Genomic DNA, 19,932 nt, shown 5'->3' with positions numbered 1-19,932 from the left:
AAATGTAAAGGGGCGTCATCACGCCACGCCGAACCTGGCATTTACCTCCAGATCTTGCACCAGAGGTGTTGTGTGAATCATGCTATGCTGTAACGGACTCATTTACGCGTCCGCTTTTATCATGGAGGAATGACATCATGAACCCAGCAAAGAACACGATTTGCCTTTGGTACAACGGGGACGCCGAGGAGGCGGCACGGTTTTACGCGGAGACTTTTCCAGATTCGTCGGTAGGTGCGGTGCACCTCGCACCGGGAGATTTTCCGTCCGGGAGAAAAGGGGACGTGTTGACCGTCGAGTTTACCGTGTTGGGCGTTCCGTGCGTCGGGCTCAACGGCGGGCCGGCGTTCAAGCACAACGAGGCGTTCTCGTTCCAGGTCTCAACCGCAGACCAGGCCGAGACGGACCGCTACTGGAATGCGATCGTCGGCAACGGCGGGCAGGAGAGCGCGTGCGGCTGGTGCAAGGACAAGTGGGGATTGTCCTGGCAGATTACGCCGATCATCCTGATCAAAGCGGTCACCGATCCCGATGTCGCTGCTGCCAAGCGAGCGTTTGATGCGATGATGCAGATGACAAAGATCGACATCGCTGCAATCGAGGCGGCTTATCGAGGTTGATTCCGCCATCTGCACGCCTTTGCAACCATGGGGCGGCCCTGTAATCTACGCCAGTGCATGTAGAGGTCCCCTGGCCAATATCTACTTTACCGAATTCGGCGACAGCACCATCCGCAAGGTAGTCATCGCAACCGGTGCCACAACGACGGTGGCCGGCACGGCGGGAACAACGCGGTCCAGCAATTAGCAGGGGACGCAGGTGTCGTGGTCGCGAGTCCAGCCGGGGGGACGGCCCCCCGGCTGGAACGACGTCGGCATGAAGAGGAGGACGCCCTCAACTATGTGCTGGCAGGAGCACCGTGGAGGTGAGCCCCACATTCAAAGCCTGAGCCGCGTTGCAGCTTTAACGGTAGCTCTGATTCATTGCCTGCTTATCATCTGCTGCCCACTTTCGCCACTTCTCAAATTCTTCCGCACTTCCCCACGTATCCAGATATGGGTTATCCCCGATGCGCTTGAACAGCTCCTTTGCTGCTTCTCTGTCACCTGCCCAGGAGGCGTATTTGCAGAAGACGTTCAAGTTCCAGCGCGACTGCGGGAAATTTCGCTCCACATCGAGGTAGCCTTGTTTCAAGAGCGTCCAGGACAAAAGAGGATCCTGCAGGGAGATCCCGGGAACCAATACCATTGAACCGACGATCCGCATGTAGATCGATTTCCCCTCGCTTTCGGGTGTGAGCGAGATCGCCTCTTTGGCAAACTTTTGCCAGTCCCCTTCCTCTCCATTCCATCTTGGCAGCAGATAGGTCGCCTTCTGTATGTACAAGGGGTAGTATAGCGGCTCGAAGGTTACCGCTTCGTGAAACGCCGCTTCGAAGTGCGGCCTGTCCCACCCCTGGTTCCTTGCGATCCTCAAGAGCTGAGCATACCGCTCCGGGCAGTCGTCGGCGTCAGACGAGGGTTTTTTCTCCAGAAGCTTGTAGGCTTGCTCGTTGGAGTCGTGAAATATCTGCGCTCCTTCTTCCGTTACGGTATCAGAATAACCGCCACCACGAGCCTTCGCTCCGATCTCAAGGATAGCCTCGGCTAAAGCGACTCTGGCGGTGATGGAGGTGGGGAAAGCTCGATACCACTTTTCCACCAAGCTCCTGTATTGCCGTAATCCTTCCGGTGAACTGTCTTTTTCAACCACACCCTCGTAAAAAAACTGCAGCTTCCACAACCCTTCAGGGAGTCTCTCCTTTGACTTTCTGAAGTGCTGTGCCATCTTCTCGAGCTCAGAAAATTTCTCCTGGTATAGAAGATCCTGCACTGTCATTCTCAACTGTGTTCTTGCCACTGGTCCATCAACGACGATATCAGACCGGAAGGAAAGTTCTCTCAGTGGGTTTGGTGAGGAATCAAGTACATAGAGCTTTTTCCCGTCGGTTCCTATCAGCATCGGTGCGGCAAAGCGTGCACCTGTTCCTAAACCGTCTACCGCACCGGGGACTCCGGCGGTACCTGCCACAGTGCTGACTTCTCCCGTCTCGATGACGAATTTCCTGATGGTGTGATTCAGGGTGTCGGTGACATACAGATCGCCGCCGATCCTTACGATATCTCTAGGTCCCCTGAAACGTGCCGCGAACCGCACACCATCAGACGAACCGCTGTTCCCGCCAAGCCCTGCCAGGGAGGTAACTTCGCCGGTTGCCAGCGCCAACTGCCTGACAGTGTGTCCATTCATCTCCGTGAAATACAGATTTGAACCGTCCGTAGTAATACCGCTTGCGTAATATAAAAGTGCATCTTTTCCAATGCCGTCCACTGTGCCGAAAGCATTCGGCCGTCCCGCCAGTGTGGTAACCCTCCCGGTAGCGACTTCTATCTTCCTGATGGTCGATCCGGAACCGGGGTTATCGGTCACATAGAGATTCCCTCCGTCAGTCGTGATTCCTGATAAGCGGGAAAACGTTGCAGCCCCCCCTAAACCGTCAGTCCATCCCTCGCGTCCCGGGGTGCCCGCCAGCGTGGTGACTGCTGCACTTTTGAGATCGATTGCGCGAATGGTGAAGTTTCCATAGTCGGCAACAAAGAGGCTTCTTCCGTCGCTAGTGATGCTACGCGGCTTATTGAACGTCGCCTTGGTCCCGGCACCGTCCGCCGAGCCACTCACTCCAGATTGTCCCGCAAAGGTAGAGACAGCCCCGGTTTTGATCGCTACCTTGCGGACCGTATTGGTAGCGGCGTCCGAAAGGAAGATACTGTCGCCAACAACGACCATCCCTTTGGTCATGGAAAAAGTAGCTGCATCTTCCGGCCGGACGATCCGCTTTGTTACGGCAATTGGCAGCTCATCGGTGCCTGCTGACACTGCTGAAGAGGGAGAACCAAACGATAGGGAAAAGAGGAGGGCCGTGCAAATCAGTAAAATAGGTGTGTTCAAGTACGACTCCTTGAGGGGGGTATGTTGTCTCTCTACGCAGCACGCCCCGACGCCGAAATCTCGATGGCAAACTCCACCTGTTTGACAACGGCGTCAGGAGCATCTGCTGGCGCCGTTCAAGCAGCGGCCGTTAAGTGACTACTTCTTCCGGTACTTATCCATGACCGGAGACCACGCGTCGACCGCCTTTACTGCGGTATCGGTAGTGAACACAGCATGGGGTGCGTTCGAGGGTATCGCTATCGCCTCGCCCGCCTTCACCCCGATCACCTCATCCCCCTGCTGGAAATAGAGGACACCCTCTATCACCATCGTGATCTGCTCGCTGTCGTGAGTGTGGGAGTCGAATGTGCAATGCGGCGCCACCTCGAAGTAGGTCAACATTGTTTTCTCCAGCGCGACCGCCCACTGCTTGGCCCCCGGTACATCCGTAGTCATGAACAGTTTGTCTTGGGGGTAGTATTGCAACGTTTCAGTCATGGAAAAGCCCTTCCGATTGTGGCCTCGTGCTGAGTGAGGCCGTCGAAATCACCACATGCCCACTGGTGTTGAACCACCTCACAGCGCAAACGCTGAAGGGCTACCTCATACGGCGAATAATGAAGTGGTGCACACTATCACAATGGGCGCATTAAGACCAGTGTGATCGGCATCTTCGCCATCTGAAGCTCATACGTCTATGAGAGGGAAAACGTCTTGTAACTGTGCTTCCACGAGCGGGATGGACAATAGCGTGGGAACCAGTCCTTTACAGAGAGGAAGTCTCGTCCAGCTGCCGTTGTGCCGCCGTCTCTACAGTCAAACCCCTCGCAACCGCTCGCACAGCTCTATGAACAAATTGCTATCTACCTTTAGCTCAACCGGGCTGCCGTTGTCCTGGTAGCCGATGGTGACGAGGCCTCCGACGATCTCGTGCTCCATTTCCGCAAAGAGGACCGCTCGCGGATTGATGAGGAGGTTGCCGGAGCGGATGAAGCCTTTCCCCTCCAGTTCCTGCGCCAGAGCTTCCTGCTCGGTCTTTTTCACCTTCTTGAAGAGCTGCTTTCTCACCGAGCTTCCGTCGAACCATACATCGATGAGGCGCGTGTCGTCGCCGATAAGGGGATTTTCGTCCGGCGTGGTGAGTTGGGCGGCAATGATTCTGTTGGTATTGATGTAGCGCATTGCGAACCTCCTTAAGTCCAAGTGATCCTCTCGGAACAGCATTCCGGGGACAGAGTACCTGTTATATCTCCGAATCCGGGAGAATTCCAGCAATAGGTCAGCTAAGTGACGAAAGACGCATCAAGGAGTGAGAGGGGGGCGAAAGTGGCGGAACAGTCAAAGATTGAGCAAAGAGCAGGAGGTGCGGTCTTCAATGGATCGTCGGCATGTGTGTGCCTCGGCCTGGGCCATGCGTGGCGTTTTACATGGCAAGAGCCGTGAAACGTTCTTGACACTCCTCACGCCCTCTATATCCTTTGTCTATTGAATTAAACTAATGACATAGCTCCTGCTGTCGGGTCGATCCGCCAGTGTCTCTGCGACCTGAGGGGCGAAGGAGTGGCGATGGCGAATCAGCGAAGGATAAAGCGTGAGTATCGAAGAAGTTCCCCTGCGAAGTTCCTCAGCTTCTGCCAAAAAGTAAGACACTCCCTCACGGATAACGTGAACTATCCGGAGTCCTTGTGGAGTGCCAGCGCAGGTCTCCTCCAGAGGTATTTTGAGAAGGTGGATCAGTTTGAGGCGGCATACCACCTGGCCATCAATGGTGACCGGAACCTGATCCGCGAGCGGGACAAGCTCGCGGAGGAAGTAGTAACGATGCTGGATGAGATCGCCGCCCTTTTGGAAGCAGCGTCCGTACGAAACCCCGATGCGCTCTTCACAACAGGGTTCTCCGTCATCCAGGAACGCAGGGCTTTCAACAGAGTGAAGCTGCCCTTGGTGGCCCCTTCGGATTTCACCGTGGTCAATTCCGGGGAGAGGGGGAAGGCGGTAGCGAGCGCCAGCCAGATAGCGGGCGCATACAACCATGAAGTTCACATAAACCGGAAGGACCCTTCAGCAGAGGACGAGTGGTTCCACAAGGCCATTTTCCCTGATGCCACGAGCATGGTCATGGAGAATATGGAAGCTGGAAACGCCTTCTTCAGAATGAGGCACCATGGTCCCGATGGGCCCGGTCCGTGGTCCGCCATCGTGAGTACCACGATCAGCTGATAAAGATTGGAAAGGAGGGCTCCGCAATGGCGCCCTCCACTTTCATCCCCGACCAACCCGCCATCTCCCCGAAGCTCTCGACGTCTCCACCTCGTTTCTCTTCCCGCCTTTGCGCCCGCTACCTCCTTTGCGCGCCTCATACCCTCCACTGCAACTGCTGATTGTGCGACTAAAAGGCTCTACTGGCCTCGACCGCGAGCAGGGCCGGTGAATGTAAACCCCCTTTACACCTTTATGTAAAGCATTGCACCTACATCCCGCTGAGCGACAAAACGCATTGTTTTTGCAGGCGTTTTTAAGTGGTACGGTGATTGCCTCACTATCTGCATCACCGAGAAGAACTCCCTTGTCCATCCACTGGCGCTCTTGCTGGCGCTGCTCTCCGAGCTGACGGTAGATGTTCCTGTGCCGAGGTCGTCAAAGCGGCCATTGTTTCCTCCATGGCGACATGCAGAGATAGACGCTACGTCGAGGTCGTAGAGAGAACCTTAAAGATCCGGGACTGGCTATGAACGCCACGGCAAAGAAGATGATACAACCTGTCATTGCCCTCACCGTGCTGCGCCGATTATTCGAGAGGCCTGACCTGTGCCCCCGCCCCCCCCCGTCACAGTCCCTTCTGAAGGAACTGGAAGAGTGAAAAGGGGACGAAGAGTCAGAAAGGAAAATTCAAAATGATCGAGCGTATAAAGATCACCGTAAGTTTTCTGTGCACTCTCACGACGTGCCTCGTTTTCGGTATTTCTCCGGCTATCGCCGATAGGGCCATCCCGGAGAAGCAGGTCGCTGTCCAGGGAGCCGATAAAGGTCGACCGGGGGCGAACGTTCACCAGCTCGCTACCGAGGTGGAGAAGCTGATCAAGGAGGTGGAGAATTCGACGCTGACATGTCCGACCCGCAATTCAATCGTTCGGCGGCTGCGGGAGCTGGATGACGCGCTTCGGTCGGGGAACCCTTCGGCGGCACAGGCGATGGCGCTGGCGTGGAGGCAGCATGCCTGGTCATTGCAGTCCGGGAAGGTAGTCTACCCCGAGCTTGGCAGCTCATTGCAGAACCAACTGCGGGAGATTTCGGAGCAGATCGGTACCGGCTGGTCCCCCAAGCCGGGACCGACCATGAAGTGGAAGCCGCTCCCCATCTGTGACACAAGCACTGGGGACGCAGCGTCGGCTTCCGGCGACGTCGTCGGCGGGTACACCCCCACAGCCGCGACCGACGTCCAGGCCGATATCGAGATCTTCCTCACGACAGCGTTTCAGTATGTGCCCGTCGTCGGCAACCTGCTGGCCGGGCTTACCCAGCTGCTGTGGCCGCAGGGGCCAGACGCCGAGATCAACAATATGCAGGCGATGGTCAAGCAGGCTGCCTACGACCAGGTCAGTACCGAGTTGACCGGTATCGGGGAGGCTCTGGCGGGAGCGAGCGCGGACCCGGAGGCTGGTTCCTGGAATCAAACGGTAGCGAACTGGAGGATCTACTGCGAAGCGCAGCCTCAAGGGTACGACAGCTACAACTGCTACAACCAGGCGCGCGAGACCCTTTGGGGGATGTGGAATGGCATCAATGTAAATACTTTCATAAAAAGTCGAAATTCTTTCCAGCAAAACACTGCCGAAGTAAGCCAGCTGGACCTGCTCCCCCTCTACGCGCAGTACGAAAACCTTTACGTCGCCTTCCTGCGCGACGGCATCCTGCTGCACAAGTACTGGGACGACAACACCACAATGGATCCCAAATGGTCCAACCTGGACAACAACGTTGCCGCAACGTCCATGGATCAGGAACTGGACAGCGCCAACACCGCCTACGGCGTCGGCTACGTCGACCAGGTCTTTACGACGGGCCTCAACCAGCAGCCGTCCGCGGCGTCCGACTGGAGAACGCGCAACGAGTACCTGCGCAACTTGACCCTCAGCGTTCTGGACGCCAGGGACGTCTGGAAGTACCAGGACCCGCGCGCCTACCCTGGCACCGTGCAGGGTGGGACCGTGCCGGGCGGGGTGAAGCTGACTCGCATGATCTACACCTACCCCACCGGGCACATGCAGGTCCAGCCGACCCTGCCGTACAACGTCGCCGGACCGCTGAAGGAGATCACCACCTGGACGAAGCAGATGCAGGACGGAGGCACCACAGTATATAACGTCCTCAGCTCGATGCAGGCCACCACCCCTCCGCTGCTGGGGCCCGCACAAAGCGGCGCAATCACTGGGGTCACCACGCCGCCCACCACCACCGCTAAATACTACAACCTCACTGCCGCAGGGCCGATCAGCGAGGTGAAGACGCAGAGCGACGTATCGGGGTGCATCGGGAAGCAGGACAAGGTCCCCGCCTGGATCGGCTTTTACTGGGCAGCCGGTGGCCACTCCGACAACGGCACCTACGAATCGTTCAGAGACACGAACGTCTTGCAGTACGACGGTCACGTGCTGGCCACCGGCCAGATTGTCAGTAGTTACAGCGTGGGAAACTGTGGCGGGACGATCGCCGACAGCGTCGTCTTCGGTTTCCGCTATGCCGACTCCTTCAACGCCACGAGCGGTGAGGTGGAGGGGGTGGCGTCCGGCAAGTGCATCCGCCTGCCGTCCTGGACCAAGGGCACCCAAGCCGAGATCTATACCTGCAATCAGCCCCCCGCCAACGATCAGATCTGGTCCTACGACCCCGCCCTCGAGCAGATCTCGGTCACCAACCCGGCGGAGTTTACCGACACTGACCCCAACCCTAACAACAGCGGCAAGCTCTGCCTCGACGCCGCAGGGAGCAGCACTGCCCGCTACACCCCCGTTGTCATCAACAGCTGCGACGACGGCGCCATTACCTCATGGAGCACGAGCGGAGGGTTCATCCCCCTCGTCACCACCTCACCCCACACAGGCACCTACGCGGCGCAACTGGGAAAAACGGTCCCAATCAACGCCAGCAGCACCATGACCCAGAGGGTAACCGTCCCGAGCGGCGCCTCCGCGCTGAGCTTCTGGTACCAGCCGCACTGCGCGGGCTCGATCGCCAATGAGCAGATCCAGATGCAGATCCGCGACACCTCGAACAACACTCTCGCGAACGTGCTGAACGTCTGCTCCAACTCGGGGGTATGGACGAACGTCACCTTCGACACGAGCGTCTACGCAGGGCAAACCGTCGCGCTCTGGTTCAATGCTCACGATGACGGCGCCGCAGGCACCCCGAACTACTTCCTGCTCGACGACATCGCGCTGACGGGGTACACGCCGGAACAAAACGTCGTCCAGGATCCGGACTTTGAGACCGGCAACTTCACCAACGGAGTATCGAGCCAGCGCTGGACCATCGAGGCGGTCGGAGCGGACAAAGCGAAGATCATCAACAAGAAGTCGGGTTTGGCGCTCGAGGTGAGCGGCTACTCGGCAACTAACGGAGCGAAGTTGATCCTCGAGCCGTACGCGGGGGGCACCGCGCAGCAGTGGAAGACCCACTCCCCGTTGACTGGCGAGATCCACGGCATCGGTTCGGGACGGTGCGTGGACGTGCCCAACTACTCCACGACGCCGGGAACCCAGGTGCAGATCTATGACTGCCACGGCAACTGGGCCCAGCAGTGGACCTACAATCCCACGACCAAGGAGCTGATCTACGCCTACGCCCCGACGTTGTGCCTGGAGGCGCGCAACGGCGGCACCACCGCCGGCACCCCCGTTCAGATCAACACCTGCACCGGCGCGCTCGAGCAGCAGTGGACGCTGCACGGCGATGGCTACGCGATCAGCAACGACAAGTCTGGGCTCGTCCTTGATGTTCCTGGCGGGGCTACCGCTAACAACACCCTCCTGCAGTTGAACACCGCCAACAGCAGCCAGGGGCAGCTGTGGAGTCGGACCTCGAGGCAGGGCGGCGCTCTGCATGCGGTGGGGGCGAAGAAATGCCTCGACCTCTCGACGACCGGTATCCCCGTCATCAACAGTTGCGCGACTCCGCTTAGCACGGCGCAGACCTGGACCTACCACCCGATCTCCCAGACCTTCACTGTCGCCAGTCCGAGCGGAACAATGTGTCTGGACGCTCCGGGCGCACCCGAGAACCCGGCGGTCGTGATCAGCGAATGCAGCGGCGCGGCCAGCCAGCACTGGCTACGCATGTTCAGTAACGTCGGGTACCCCACAGTCACCAATGTCAACTCCGGCCTGCTCCTCGACCTCACCGGAACGACAGTCGGGGCGACAGTGCAACTGTCGAAACAGCCGACGGATAACAATGGCAATCTCTTGGCGCCCACGTCGAACGAGGTGTGGGTCTGGTCACCGGATTGACCGACGCGCTTAGGAAGGGGGACAGGCTACTCTATCTTGTCAAAAAGTCCTGCCCCCCTTTCTCTGCCCCAGCGTCATTTGGCAAGCGAAAAGGAGGTGAAGAAGGAAGGGTGCACTAACCACTGCAAAGAGGAGGCAAGGAATGATAAAAACAACGGCTCGATTTCTGTTCTTTCTGGCATTGGTAGTGGCAGCCAGCTTCGCACACGCCAGCGACTCGCCGCTCGTGCTGGCACACCACCTCACCGGCTTCAACCCCCAAGCCTCGGCCACAACCGTTGACTACACGCTGCATGTGCATAATTCCGGCGATACGGCTGTCACAGAGATCTCTCTTTCCCTTGTTCCCGTCATCCCGGTCCTCGGCAAAGGGACCACTCTGAACATTGCCTACTTAGGACCTAATGAGGTCACCGACGTTACGCTGCAAGTGGAGTCGAGGCTTATGGTCGACAAACCGCGCTACGCTGGAGCTACGCTCTTCTGGACAGGGAGATGCGTCGACTCCAATGGCAAGGTGGTCGAGTTTCCGGTGAAGAGCCGACCAGGGGGTGCCGAATGAAACCTCTCAAGACGGCGCTATTTCTCGCCCTCCTGCTCCTGCACGTGGCAATGCTCCCGGCGGCGCAGGCCGCTCCTGGTGATTTCCTCTACCTGTGGGGGGCTCGGTACCATTTTGACGAGCAGCCCCACATGATGGCTCGTGATGCGGCGGGGAACATATACCTTGTTAACCACTTCGGTCCCAACAGCGGAATCCTCGTCTTCGACAAAACGGGGACGCTGCTAAGAAAATGGAGTGGTTACGGGTCCGCTGATGGCATGTTCCAGTTCCCTCTGGGGATCGCTGTGGCACCCAACGGGAATGTGTACGTTCCCGATGCTGCGCTGAACAGGGTGCAGATCTTCGACAATATGGGCAACTTCCTCGGCAAGTGGGGGAGTGCCGGGTCTGCCGACGGTGAGTTCAACAGCCCGCAGGGGGTGGCTGTAGACAGCAGCGGCAACGTCTACGTCTCCGATGCCGGTAACGGCAGGATCCAGGTATTCGATCCGTGGGGGCGCTTCCTGCGCAAGTGGGGAACTCCCGGCTCCGCGGATGGACAACTCAATTACGCATCGGGTGTCGCCATTGATGCTGCCGGCAACGTCTACGTCGCCGACTCCGGCAACAACAGGGTTCAGGTCTTCGACAGTACCGGTCGGTTCCTCAGAAAGTGGGGGAGGTTCGATTCCCTTGCCTCCATCGCTCTTGATGGAAAGGGAAATGTCTATGTAACCGCGTACGCTTCAGTTCAGGTCTTCGACAGCGTCGGTACACCGCTGCGGCGCTGGGGGACCTGGGGGAGTGCCAACGGGCAGTTCGGCGGAACTCCGTACTCCCTCGTCGTGGGTGACAATGGCGATGTCTACGTCGCCGACAGCCAGAATTTCAGGATCGAGATCTTCAGTAACACCGGTACTTATCTGAGCAAGTGGTGGACCTACGGCTCCGGACCTGGCGAATTCCACTCTCCCCGTTACCTGGCCCTCGACAGCAGTGGCAACGTCTATGTGACGGACGCTGACAACTTCCGGGTAGAGGTCTTCACTGACAGCGGGACTTTCGTCAGGCAATGGGGCGGCTATGGCGAGGGGATTGCTCAGTTTAGAAATCCGACCGGAATTGCCCTTGATCCTGCCGGTAACATCTATGTTGCGGACGCTCAGAACAACAACATCCAGATCTTCAACAGTGCCGGCACCTTCCTGAGAAAGTGGGGAGACTCCGGCTCCACTCTCCTCTACCAGCCCGGAGGCCTCGCGATAGATGGAAGCGGACTCGTCTATATCGCCGAGACCGGGCTCTCCAGGGTACAAGTCTACGACGGTGCCGGAACGCTCCTCAGGCAGTGGGCCTCGCAGGTTGACCCCACCGCCAAACCTCTGGACGTGGCGCTCGACACGAAGGGTAACGTGTACGCCGCCTATCCCGGCTGGGTGGAGGTGTACGACAGCCAGGGGAACTTCCTGAGGGCGATCGGGGAAGGGACCTTGTCCGGTGCAGCCGGTGTCGCGGTGGATCCGAACGGCAACGTCCTCGTGAGTACCGGTGATCCCGTTGACAAGCTCTTTGTCTTCGACCCTGGTGGAACGATCCGCGCGGTCTGGGGAGGCTACGGCATAGGGAACGGCCTCTTTATAAATCCGACAGGGATCGTCATTGACAAGGCCGGTAACAAAGTGTTCGTGGCCGATACCGGAAACAACCGGGTGCAGGTGCTGGAGGGCTTTGACAGCCAGATACCGTTCGGCTGGCTCACACGTGACATTGGAAATGTGGGGTTGACCGGGCGGGCAGGCTATATGGCAGGGACCTTTACCATCGCCGGCTCAGGGGCCGACATCTACGGGACCGCGGACGCCTTCCGTTACGTATATCAGCCGCTGACGGGGGACGGGCAGATCGTGGCGCGCGTTGTTTCCCTGCAGAACACCTACTCGTACGCCAAAGGCGGAGTGATGATTCGCGAGAGCCTGACGGCGAACTCCGCACACGCGATGGTGGATGTGACGCCGTTACATGGCGTCGAGTTCTCGCGCCGGGCCTCTACTGGAGGGACGACGGCCGTCACTGGTGCGACCGGGGTAGCGCCGTACTGGGTGAAACTCGTCCGCAAGGGGAGCACCTTCAGCGCTTATGCCTCTGCCGACGGCAGGAGCTGGACCCTCATCGGTACCACCACGATCAGCATGGCAAACTCCGTCTATATCGGGCTGATCGTATCAAGCCACAACAACGCTCTTCTCAACACCGCCACTTTCGACAATGTCGCCCTTGCCGGCCAGGTAAGCCTCCCCACCGTGGCTATCACCTCCCCTGCAGTAGACGCCACCTTCGTCGCGCCTGCCACAGTCAATATAACGGCCAGTGCAACTGCGGGAATCGGTGCGTCGGTGAAACAGGTGGAGTTCTATGCCGGCGGCACACCTATCGGCACCATCACCACGAGCCCCTATAGCGTGTCATGGCGAAATGTCCCGGCCGGGCAGTACCTTCTCACTGCCGTAGTCACCGACACCCTCGGAGGGCAGGCAACCTCCGGGCCTGTTGCGATTACGGTCACCGATAATGGGCTCCCGACCGGGTGGAGAAACGGAGACGTCGGCGCTGTCGGGGTTGCCGGAAGTGCTTCCTGGCAAAGCGGCGTCTTCACCGTAAGGGGGGCGGGTGCCGACATCTGGGGGAGCGCCGACGCCTTCCACTACGTCTACCAGACCATGACTGGGGACGGCGAGATCGTGGCGCGGATTCGATCGCTCCAGAACACGCATCTGTATGCAAAGGGCGGGGTGATGATGCGCGAGTCCCTCTCGCCTAACTCCAGGCACGTCACGATGGACCTCAAGCCGACCGGTGGCGCTGAATTTCTGCAACGGACAGTCACGGGGGGCGGTGCCACGGCAAGCGGTGCGACTGCTTCGGTGCCGTACTGGGTGAAGTTGGTGCGCAAAGGAAGCACCTTCAGCGGCTATGTCTCCAATGACGGCGCAACATGGCGACTGGCGGGCTCAAGTACCATCAGCATGACAAGTTCAATCTATGTCGGTCTCATCGTCTGCAGCCACAACACCTCCCTCCTTGCCACCGCCACCATGGATGGCGTCCTGATCGGAGGAACGACAGCATCCCCGACAGTCGAGATAACAGCCCCCACCGACGGTACGACATACAGTGCGCCCGCGAGCATAACCGTGGCAGCGATGGCAAGAGCGGGGAGCGACGCTTCAATATCCAAGGTGGAATTTTACGCAGGCGGTGCATCTATCGGGACCGCAACCGCTCCTCCTTTCAGCATCACCTGGAGTGGCGTGCCCGCGGGACGCTACTCTCTGACGGCAAGGGTTACGGACAGCATGGGGCGCACCGCTACATCCACACCGGTGGCGGTCGTGGTCACTGCGCTGCCAGTTCCTTGGCTCACGGCGGATGTCGGTAGCGTCGGCGTTCCCGGCAACGCCGAGTTCTTCAACAACATATTCACGTTGCGTGGATCCGGGAGCGACATATGGGGAAGCGCCGATGCCTTCCGTTTCGTTTATCGCGCAATGACTGGAAACGGTGAGATCATCGCCCGGGTGATGTCGCTGCAGCCTACTCACGAGTATGCCAAGGGAGGAGTGATGATGCGCGAGTCCCTGTCAGCAGGCTCAAAGCATGCATTGATGAACCTCACACCGCTCCAAAGGGCGGAGTTCCTGCGGCGCACCACGACAGGCGGCACAACTACTTCATCCAAAATCTTCGACATCGCCGCGCCCTACTGGGTGCGGCTGGTACGCAATGGGAGCACCTTCACCGGGTACATATCCTCCAACGGGGTCAACTGGGTGCAGGTGGGAACGAGCACCATCAGCATGCCCAGCACCGTGTACGTCGGGCTGGTCGTTGCGAGTCACGACAACACAACCTTGTGCACCTCGACCTTTGACCACGTGCAGATGACGCAATAGGAGTCAGGTAATAGTCGACAAGAACCGTCAGCCCCACCTGGAGTAAGCGGTGGGGCTCCTTTTTCACTGCGCCCGTCATGACGCCCTCCACATGAAGATGTCAGTGATCAACCCTTCGGACCCTTCGGACCTCGACCGGGAGCGTCGATACTTGGAGCGCGAGCCTCGCACCCGCGACCACGAGCTTCGTGCACGCGACAACGAGCTACGTGTAAGCGACCGCGAGCTTCGTGTACGCGACCGCGAGCTACGTGTACGCGACCGCGAGCTTCGTGTACGCGACCGCGAGCTTCGTGTACGCGACCGCGAGCTTCGTGTACGCGACCACGAGCTTCGTGTACGCGACCGCGAGCTACGTGTACGCGACCGCGAGCTTCGTGTACGCGACCACGAGCTTCGTGTACGCGACCGCGAGCTTCGTGTACGCGACCACGAGCTACGTGCACGCGACCACGAGCTACGTGTACGCGACCGCGAGCTTCGTGCACGCGACCGCGAGCTTCGTGCACGCGACCACGAGCTTGGTGCACACGACCGCGAGCTTCGTGCACGTGACCGCGAGCTTCGTGTACGTGACCGCGAGCTTCGTGTACGTGACCGCGAGCTTCGTGTACGCGACCGCGAGCTTCGTGACCACGAGCTCTAATGCGAAGGGAGGTAGAAGCCGATAAGGTGTCAAGAGCGGTCGTTTCATAAAGAATATTCTTCTCGCAGCAAGGGCGACGATGGCAGGACAAGTGGATCAGACCATGATCATCCTTAATCGTTGACGTGCTGTATCCTTTATAGTAATTTGACATCACTCATTGGTTGTAATTGTCAATATTGGCCTGCAAGAAGCTGCTTCATCTGTTAAAGTAGCGGAGCTATCTATGAGAGTGGAAGGTTCTTATTGGTTGGCTCGCACTAGCTAGACGTGTTAAAGCCTTAGATAGTGTCAATGTTGAAGTAGGAACATCATGGTTTTTCCGAAGATAGACCGCAGGTACTTCCCGCAGAGCCGCCTTGAGCTTTTGATTGCGGGCTCGCGAACCGTTTTTGCTTTCTTTTCGCTGCTAGCCATATGGATAGATCCTTCCGAACCAAGCCGCTATGCCAACGTCGCTTATGGCCTGATGGTGGCATATGTCGTCTACTCACTTATCGTTGCTCTTGTTGTGTGGCCTGCATCGCGACCGATAAAGTGGCTGCCGGTTGCTACCCATGCTTTTGATGTGGTGGCTTTCCTTGTCTTCATGTTCTTTACTGAAGGCGCCACCAGCCCCTTCTTCGTCTATGTAACCTTCTCCATGTTGTGTGCCACCCTGCGCTGGCACTGGAGGGGAGCTATCTATACCACGGGGCTATTCCTCGTGTCCTTCCTGTGCCTCGGAGTGTACGGCAGCCACATCCTCCACGACCCCGGCTTCGAGTACAACAGGTTCATCATCCGCGGAGCCTATCTCACCGTTATAGCGATGCTGCTTGGCTACCTTGGGACCTATCAGGAAACCCTGATCGGCGAGATTGCCAATCTGTCCAAGCTCCCCAAAGTAGATGACGATCTTGACGTCGGGGCTCTCATGCAGGCTCTCCTCGAGCATGCCTGCACTCTGACAGGGGCTTCCCGAGGGCTCGCCATTTGGGAGAATTCCGAGGACCCATGGCGAAACGTGGCATATTTCACCGGGGCCTCGTATGAGGTGACCCGTGAAGCTCCCGATCTTTTCGGGGAGATGGTCACACAGAGCCTGTCGGGGAGCAACTTTCTTTGCCACAACGCAGACCTTCACGGATCGGGCGCACTGTGGGACTCACCTGAAGGCCCGGCTTACTGCTACGATGCACCCGTCATTGATCCTGAGCTGATCTCACGGTACGCCATACGCTCCGCCATCTCCCTCTGCCTCCAGGGCAAGCATGTGCAAGGGCGACTCTTCCTGTTCGACAAGAAGAGGATGACCTCCGACGACTTGCTGATGGGGAGAATCGTGTCGCACAGAATAGGGATACTTCTCAATCGGCATTACCTGGTCGAGGAACTCCACAACAGCGCGATTATCGAGGAGCGCATCCGCCTGGCCCGCGACCTGCACGATGGCCTGCTTCAATCCCTTGCGGGGATCACCCTGAAGGTGCAGGCACTCGACCATCATCTTCCCGAAGCCTCGCCGGGTCACCAGGAACTCCGCGATATCCTGAAGCTGCTCACCTTCGAGCAGCGGGACATGCGCTGCCTTATCCAGGAGTTCAGGCCGGGAATGATTACTTCTCGCACACTTGATGACGACCTTGCCGACCAGTTGCGCGACATGGCACTGTACATTCGCGAATTCTGGCGGCTGCAGGTCGAACTGAACTTGCCTGACAGTCTCGGCGGCACGGTTTCCCCGGTTCTCGGGCAGCAGCTTTATTTCATCGTGCGCGAATCGCTGATCAACTGCGCCAAGCACGCCGATGCTAGCAAGGTAACGGTCGGTATCGAGGTAAAGGACGGTCTGGTGCAGATTTCCATATCGGATGACGGAGCAGGGTTTCCCTACCAGGGGCGTTACGATCACGCTGACCTGTGCAGACTCCAGCTCGGGCCTTCATCCATCAGGGAAAGGGTCTCCGGCGTTAATGGTACTTTGTCCCTTGACTCAACCATCCGTGGGGCTTGCCTCGATATCACCATTCCGTTGAACCAGCGAGGAGGTTCACAGCATGTCCATTAGAGTAGTGGTAGCCGACGACCACCCTATTGTCCTGAGCGGGGTGCAGACCCTCTTGAATGGGGAGGAGGGGTTCGAGGTGGTCGCGTTGTGCAGAAATGGCGAAGAGGCTCTCGATGCCGTGCAAAAGCACGGGCCAGACATTCTGATCCTCGATATTCGCATGGCCGTAAAGGACGGGCTGGCAGTTTTGCGGGAGTTGCCCAGTCTGGGGGCGCAGACCAGGGTGGTGGTTTTCACTGCGGAGATGTGTGCCGACACCGTTGTTGAGGTCATGAAGCTGGGGACGAAGGGGATCATTCTCAAGGAGATGGCATCCCGTTTCCTTATCCAGTGCCTGCGCACGGTGCATGCGGGAGGGGAGTGGGTGGAGCGGCACTCTTTCCATAACGCGGTGGAAAAGATGCTGCAGCGTGAAAAAGGGGCTAAGGAGGTGCAGCAGGTGTTGACGAGCCGTGAGATCGATATCGTTCTCATGGTGGCGCAGGCGATGCGAAACTGCGAGATTGCCGCAAAACTCTTCATTTCCGAGGCGACGGTGAAAAAACATCTGTACAACATCTTCGGCAAGCTGGGCCTTACCAGCCGCTCCGCCCTGGTGCGGTACGCTCACGAAAAACAGTTGCTGTGAGCTCAAACCATGCGGAGTTTCCCATTCATCCCTCAGTTGGCAGGGAGCATGGCATATTCTGCCATAACCTCTCTGAAGGTCTGTGCTTGCTCGTGAGAGAACTGCCCGAATGTCAGAGCGCACCGGCGCGTCATTGCAGGGGCGCTGTCTCCGCTGTCGACTTTCCGGTGGTAGACCAGATTGAAAGGCACATCATGCAAGAGCAGGTAGGGGCTCGCTAGCCCCAGGATGTCCAGAATCCCCAGCTTCAAGTCGTTCGCTCTCCCCTCGTATTCAAATGCCAGACCACCCTGACTAATGTCCACTATTCGTCCCAGGAATGTGTAGTGGCTGTCGTCGTGAGGGGCCGTGAAGGCGGCTGTCGCGCCCTCGGATGCACAGAACCTCGGAAACTTTCTTCTCTCTTCCCTGCCCCGCGGATGTTGGTGTGGCACGTTCATCTCTACCCTCCGCATCTCCCTCGCGTTTGCTGAGGGAGCGAAAGAATGCGCCTGCGACAGCCTGTCGGATGCCTCTCAAAACGAGGATCAGTACCATTGAGGTGATCAGTTTGAGGGGGAAACATTATGTCCCGCGGCGGGTTTTGGTATTGTGAAGAGTGATGGCGGGAGGTCTGCTGGTTAAGCAAAAAAGTCCCCGCCGGATGGCGGGGACTTTTTGGTTGAGTCGCGGTTTACTGTACCGGGATGGTGCCGGTCATGACAGTGTCGGCAATCTCTGCGCCAGTGCTGTCGGTCAGGTAAGCCTTGTAGGTTATCTCGTTGACCGTGACAGACACAACAGTATAACCTGCCGGAATGAGGGCGGGATCAACAAGGTCGGCATTCGGGACGATGGACTCGGTTCCGGTCCAGTTGTACCCGGTGATCTTGCCCTTCGGATTGAGGCGACCTTTTTCGATGGTAGGTTCGGTAATGGCCGTCATTCCCTGCGACCCGTTGAACTTGTAGGTAACGGTCCTGGGCTCAGTCGTGGTAGTAGAAGTCTCATAGGAGCCAGTCCAGATCTCACCTTTTATTGCCTTGGGCTTGCCATTATTGTCCCAGCACGCGTTTTTCGTAGTGTTGTCTGCGGTGGCATAAGTTGTCGTTGTGCATTTTCCCGGCGTAAAAATCGTAACAGTGGTGGTTTCGCCCGGAATGGTCTCAGTTTTTTCCGCCACGAAGGAATACTCGTAGGTTACATCGACGTTGACGGTCTTCTTGCTCTGGATCGCACCGTGGTTGACAGTACCGCTAACGGAGGCGACGTCGTTGGCGTAGCTGTACCCGGTTACTTTGAAGTCCCCCGTTACGTCTGCCGAAGCAGTTGAAGCAACCGCACAACCTGCTATCAACGCCATTGCTGCAAAAATACGCTTTCTCATTTGTTCTCCCTCCCTGATTTGTTCCAGAACTCACCCTGGCACATTTGTGAAGTAGCTGTCGCTACTGACTCTTATGGCTGACCCGCAAAGGACTCGGTTCAGTGTAGTAGACAGTATAAGAATCACCTTGCGGTGTAAATACTACTCCGGCCTGCTTTGCGTACTCCCACAAGGAGCACGTAACTACTACCTTAGTGGTACGCAATCCTGGCCCCGATCGCAGAAGATCCCCCATCACTTGCCGGCCCTCTGGTCGAACATTTGTGCTGTCCCGAACCGGAGGAGCGACTTTTTCTTCCTTGACTTGCCGGCCATGCTGGGCTATTTAAGGCTCCTAGTAAGCAGCACCATAGCAGCACGATAGACGACAATACTAAACCATCCGTGAGGATGGGACGGAAAGCCTACAGGGTCTCACCGAGACAGCCGGGTCGCCGAAATATCGCATGATATTTGGGGCCCGGCTTTTTTTGTGCCCGAAGGGGGGATTCCGATGCAGACAGCAACATAACCGTCCAGCCCAATCGCACGATGTTCACCTGCAATGAAAGAAAAAGGAGGATTCCGCATGAAGAAGAGGATAATCGTCGCATGCCTCGCAGCAGTCATTTCACTCGCGGCCGGGACCGCCGGCGCGGAGAGCATAAAGGGCAGGTTCGGACTCACCGGCAAGCTCGGCTTTATCGTGCCGGCGGAGAACGAGTCAGATTTTTTCCCCAACAGGACCGACAGCGGCTTCATCGGCGGGGGCGGGGCGATCTACGGCATTGACGACCGCCTCGCACTGGTGCTTGAAGGAACCCACGCCTCGTTCGGCTCCGAGACCGGCGACTTCGGCGTTACCGATCTATCCCTCGGCGGTCAGTACCGCCTCGCCATGCCACGCAACCCGCTGGTGCCGTACCTCGGCGCCGGAGTCGACATCCTCGTTGCCGATTACGACCCGTACGACGGCTCCCGACAGGACGTCGACACCACCGTCGGCATGCACCTCTCCGGCGGCGTCGACTATTTCCTGCACCCCAACCTTGCGCTCAATGCTGAGTTGAGAGGGGTGCTGACCGGGGAGGCCGACATCAAGGACCGCTTCGGCGACCATGTAGGGAACTTCGACGGCTCGGGGTTCTCAGGAACGGTGGGGATCCGCTACTTCATTAAGTGACCAGAGTCGGGAAGGGAAGAGGAGCGCAAAAAAGGGGGCAGGCTACTTGGTAGCTTGTCCCCTTTTCCATTCTCTGCGAAGCACTGCAGTGCTCCTGTCCGGTTTTC

General features: G+C 58.1%; 14 protein-coding genes and 1 riboswitch. Of the genes, 9 read left to right on the top strand and 5 right to left on the bottom strand.

The features are described 5' to 3' along the window. The first annotated feature begins 134 nt into the window (after positions 1-134). Positions 135-620, top strand: coding sequence for a VOC family protein (locus LPW11_RS03455; RefSeq protein WP_230998237.1), 486 nt, complete (start codon positions 135-137; stop codon positions 618-620). Positions 621-963: 343 nt separating this feature from the next. Here the strand turns inward: LPW11_RS03455 and LPW11_RS03450 are convergent, their stop codons facing one another. The 3 genes from LPW11_RS03450 to LPW11_RS03440 all read right to left on the bottom strand — a co-directional run bounded on the left by LPW11_RS03450 (position 964) and on the right by LPW11_RS03440 (position 4,152). Continuing rightward, positions 964-2,988: a hypothetical protein gene (locus LPW11_RS03450; protein WP_230996737.1), complete on the bottom strand. Its 2,025-nt coding sequence runs from the start codon at positions 2,986-2,988 to the stop codon at positions 964-966. 138 nt (positions 2,989-3,126) lie between these two features. Continuing rightward, the gene (locus LPW11_RS03445; protein ID WP_230996736.1) at positions 3,127-3,426 is read right to left on the bottom strand and encodes a cupin domain-containing protein; all 300 of its coding nucleotides are present in this window, start codon (positions 3,424-3,426) and stop codon (positions 3,127-3,129) included. A gap of 360 nt (positions 3,427-3,786) precedes the next feature. Beyond that, entirely contained in the window at positions 3,787-4,152 is a 366-nt protein-coding gene (locus LPW11_RS03440; protein ID WP_230996735.1) for a hypothetical protein, read from the bottom strand. A 384-nt stretch (positions 4,153-4,536) separates the two neighbouring features. On the opposite strand from LPW11_RS03440, the gene LPW11_RS03435 reads away from it, so the two are divergent. The 7 genes from LPW11_RS03435 (at position 4,537) to LPW11_RS03405 (ending at position 17,297) form a co-directional block, all read left to right on the top strand. Further along, positions 4,537-5,190, top strand: coding sequence for a hypothetical protein (locus LPW11_RS03435; protein WP_230996734.1), 654 nt, complete (start codon positions 4,537-4,539; stop codon positions 5,188-5,190). Between the two features lie 674 nt (positions 5,191-5,864). Further along, positions 5,865-9,479 (top strand): ricin-type beta-trefoil lectin domain protein, encoded by a 3,615-nt coding sequence (locus tag LPW11_RS03430; RefSeq protein WP_230996733.1) that lies wholly within the window; start codon positions 5,865-5,867, stop codon positions 9,477-9,479. Between the two features lie 142 nt (positions 9,480-9,621). Then, positions 9,622-10,041: a hypothetical protein gene (locus LPW11_RS03425; protein ID WP_230996732.1), complete on the top strand. Its 420-nt coding sequence runs from the start codon at positions 9,622-9,624 to the stop codon at positions 10,039-10,041. After that, entirely contained in the window at positions 10,038-13,973 is a 3,936-nt protein-coding gene (locus LPW11_RS03420; RefSeq protein WP_230996731.1) for an Ig-like domain-containing protein, read from the top strand. The genes LPW11_RS03425 and LPW11_RS03420 overlap by 4 nt, the downstream gene beginning before the upstream one ends. A gap of 230 nt (positions 13,974-14,203) precedes the next feature. Beyond that, entirely contained in the window at positions 14,204-14,644 is a 441-nt protein-coding gene (locus LPW11_RS03415) for a hypothetical protein (protein WP_230996730.1), read from the top strand. A 288-nt stretch (positions 14,645-14,932) separates the two neighbouring features. Continuing rightward, complete coding sequence (locus tag LPW11_RS03410) at positions 14,933-16,669, top strand: sensor histidine kinase (RefSeq protein WP_230996729.1); 1,737 nt, start codon at positions 14,933-14,935, stop codon at positions 16,667-16,669. Next, complete coding sequence (locus LPW11_RS03405; protein ID WP_230996728.1) at positions 16,659-17,297, top strand: response regulator transcription factor; 639 nt, start codon at positions 16,659-16,661, stop codon at positions 17,295-17,297. The genes LPW11_RS03410 and LPW11_RS03405 overlap by 11 nt, the downstream gene beginning before the upstream one ends. A 32-nt stretch (positions 17,298-17,329) precedes the next feature. Here LPW11_RS03405 and LPW11_RS03400 read toward each other — a convergent pair whose 3' ends face one another. Both LPW11_RS03400 and LPW11_RS03395 read right to left on the bottom strand, forming a co-directional pair. After that, positions 17,330-17,737: a PilZ domain-containing protein gene (locus tag LPW11_RS03400; RefSeq protein WP_230996727.1), complete on the bottom strand. Its 408-nt coding sequence runs from the start codon at positions 17,735-17,737 to the stop codon at positions 17,330-17,332. Between the two features lie 233 nt (positions 17,738-17,970). Further along, a complete protein-coding gene (locus LPW11_RS03395) occupies positions 17,971-18,663 on the bottom strand; it encodes a hypothetical protein (RefSeq protein ID WP_230996726.1) in 693 nt (230 codons plus the stop codon). A gap of 362 nt (positions 18,664-19,025) precedes the next feature. Then, a riboswitch (cyclic di-GMP riboswitch) is annotated at positions 19,026-19,102 on the top strand. 129 nt (positions 19,103-19,231) lie between these two features. On the opposite strand from LPW11_RS03395, the gene LPW11_RS03390 reads away from it, so the two are divergent. Next, positions 19,232-19,825 (top strand): outer membrane beta-barrel protein, encoded by a 594-nt coding sequence (locus LPW11_RS03390; protein ID WP_230996725.1) that lies wholly within the window; start codon positions 19,232-19,234, stop codon positions 19,823-19,825. The last annotated feature ends 107 nt before the right edge of the window (positions 19,826-19,932 follow it).

Source organism: Geomonas sp. RF6, from assembly GCF_021044625.1.
Taxonomy (GTDB): domain Bacteria; phylum Desulfobacterota; class Desulfuromonadia; order Geobacterales; family Geobacteraceae; genus RF6.
This window is presented reverse-complemented; position numbering and strand designations above follow the sequence as displayed.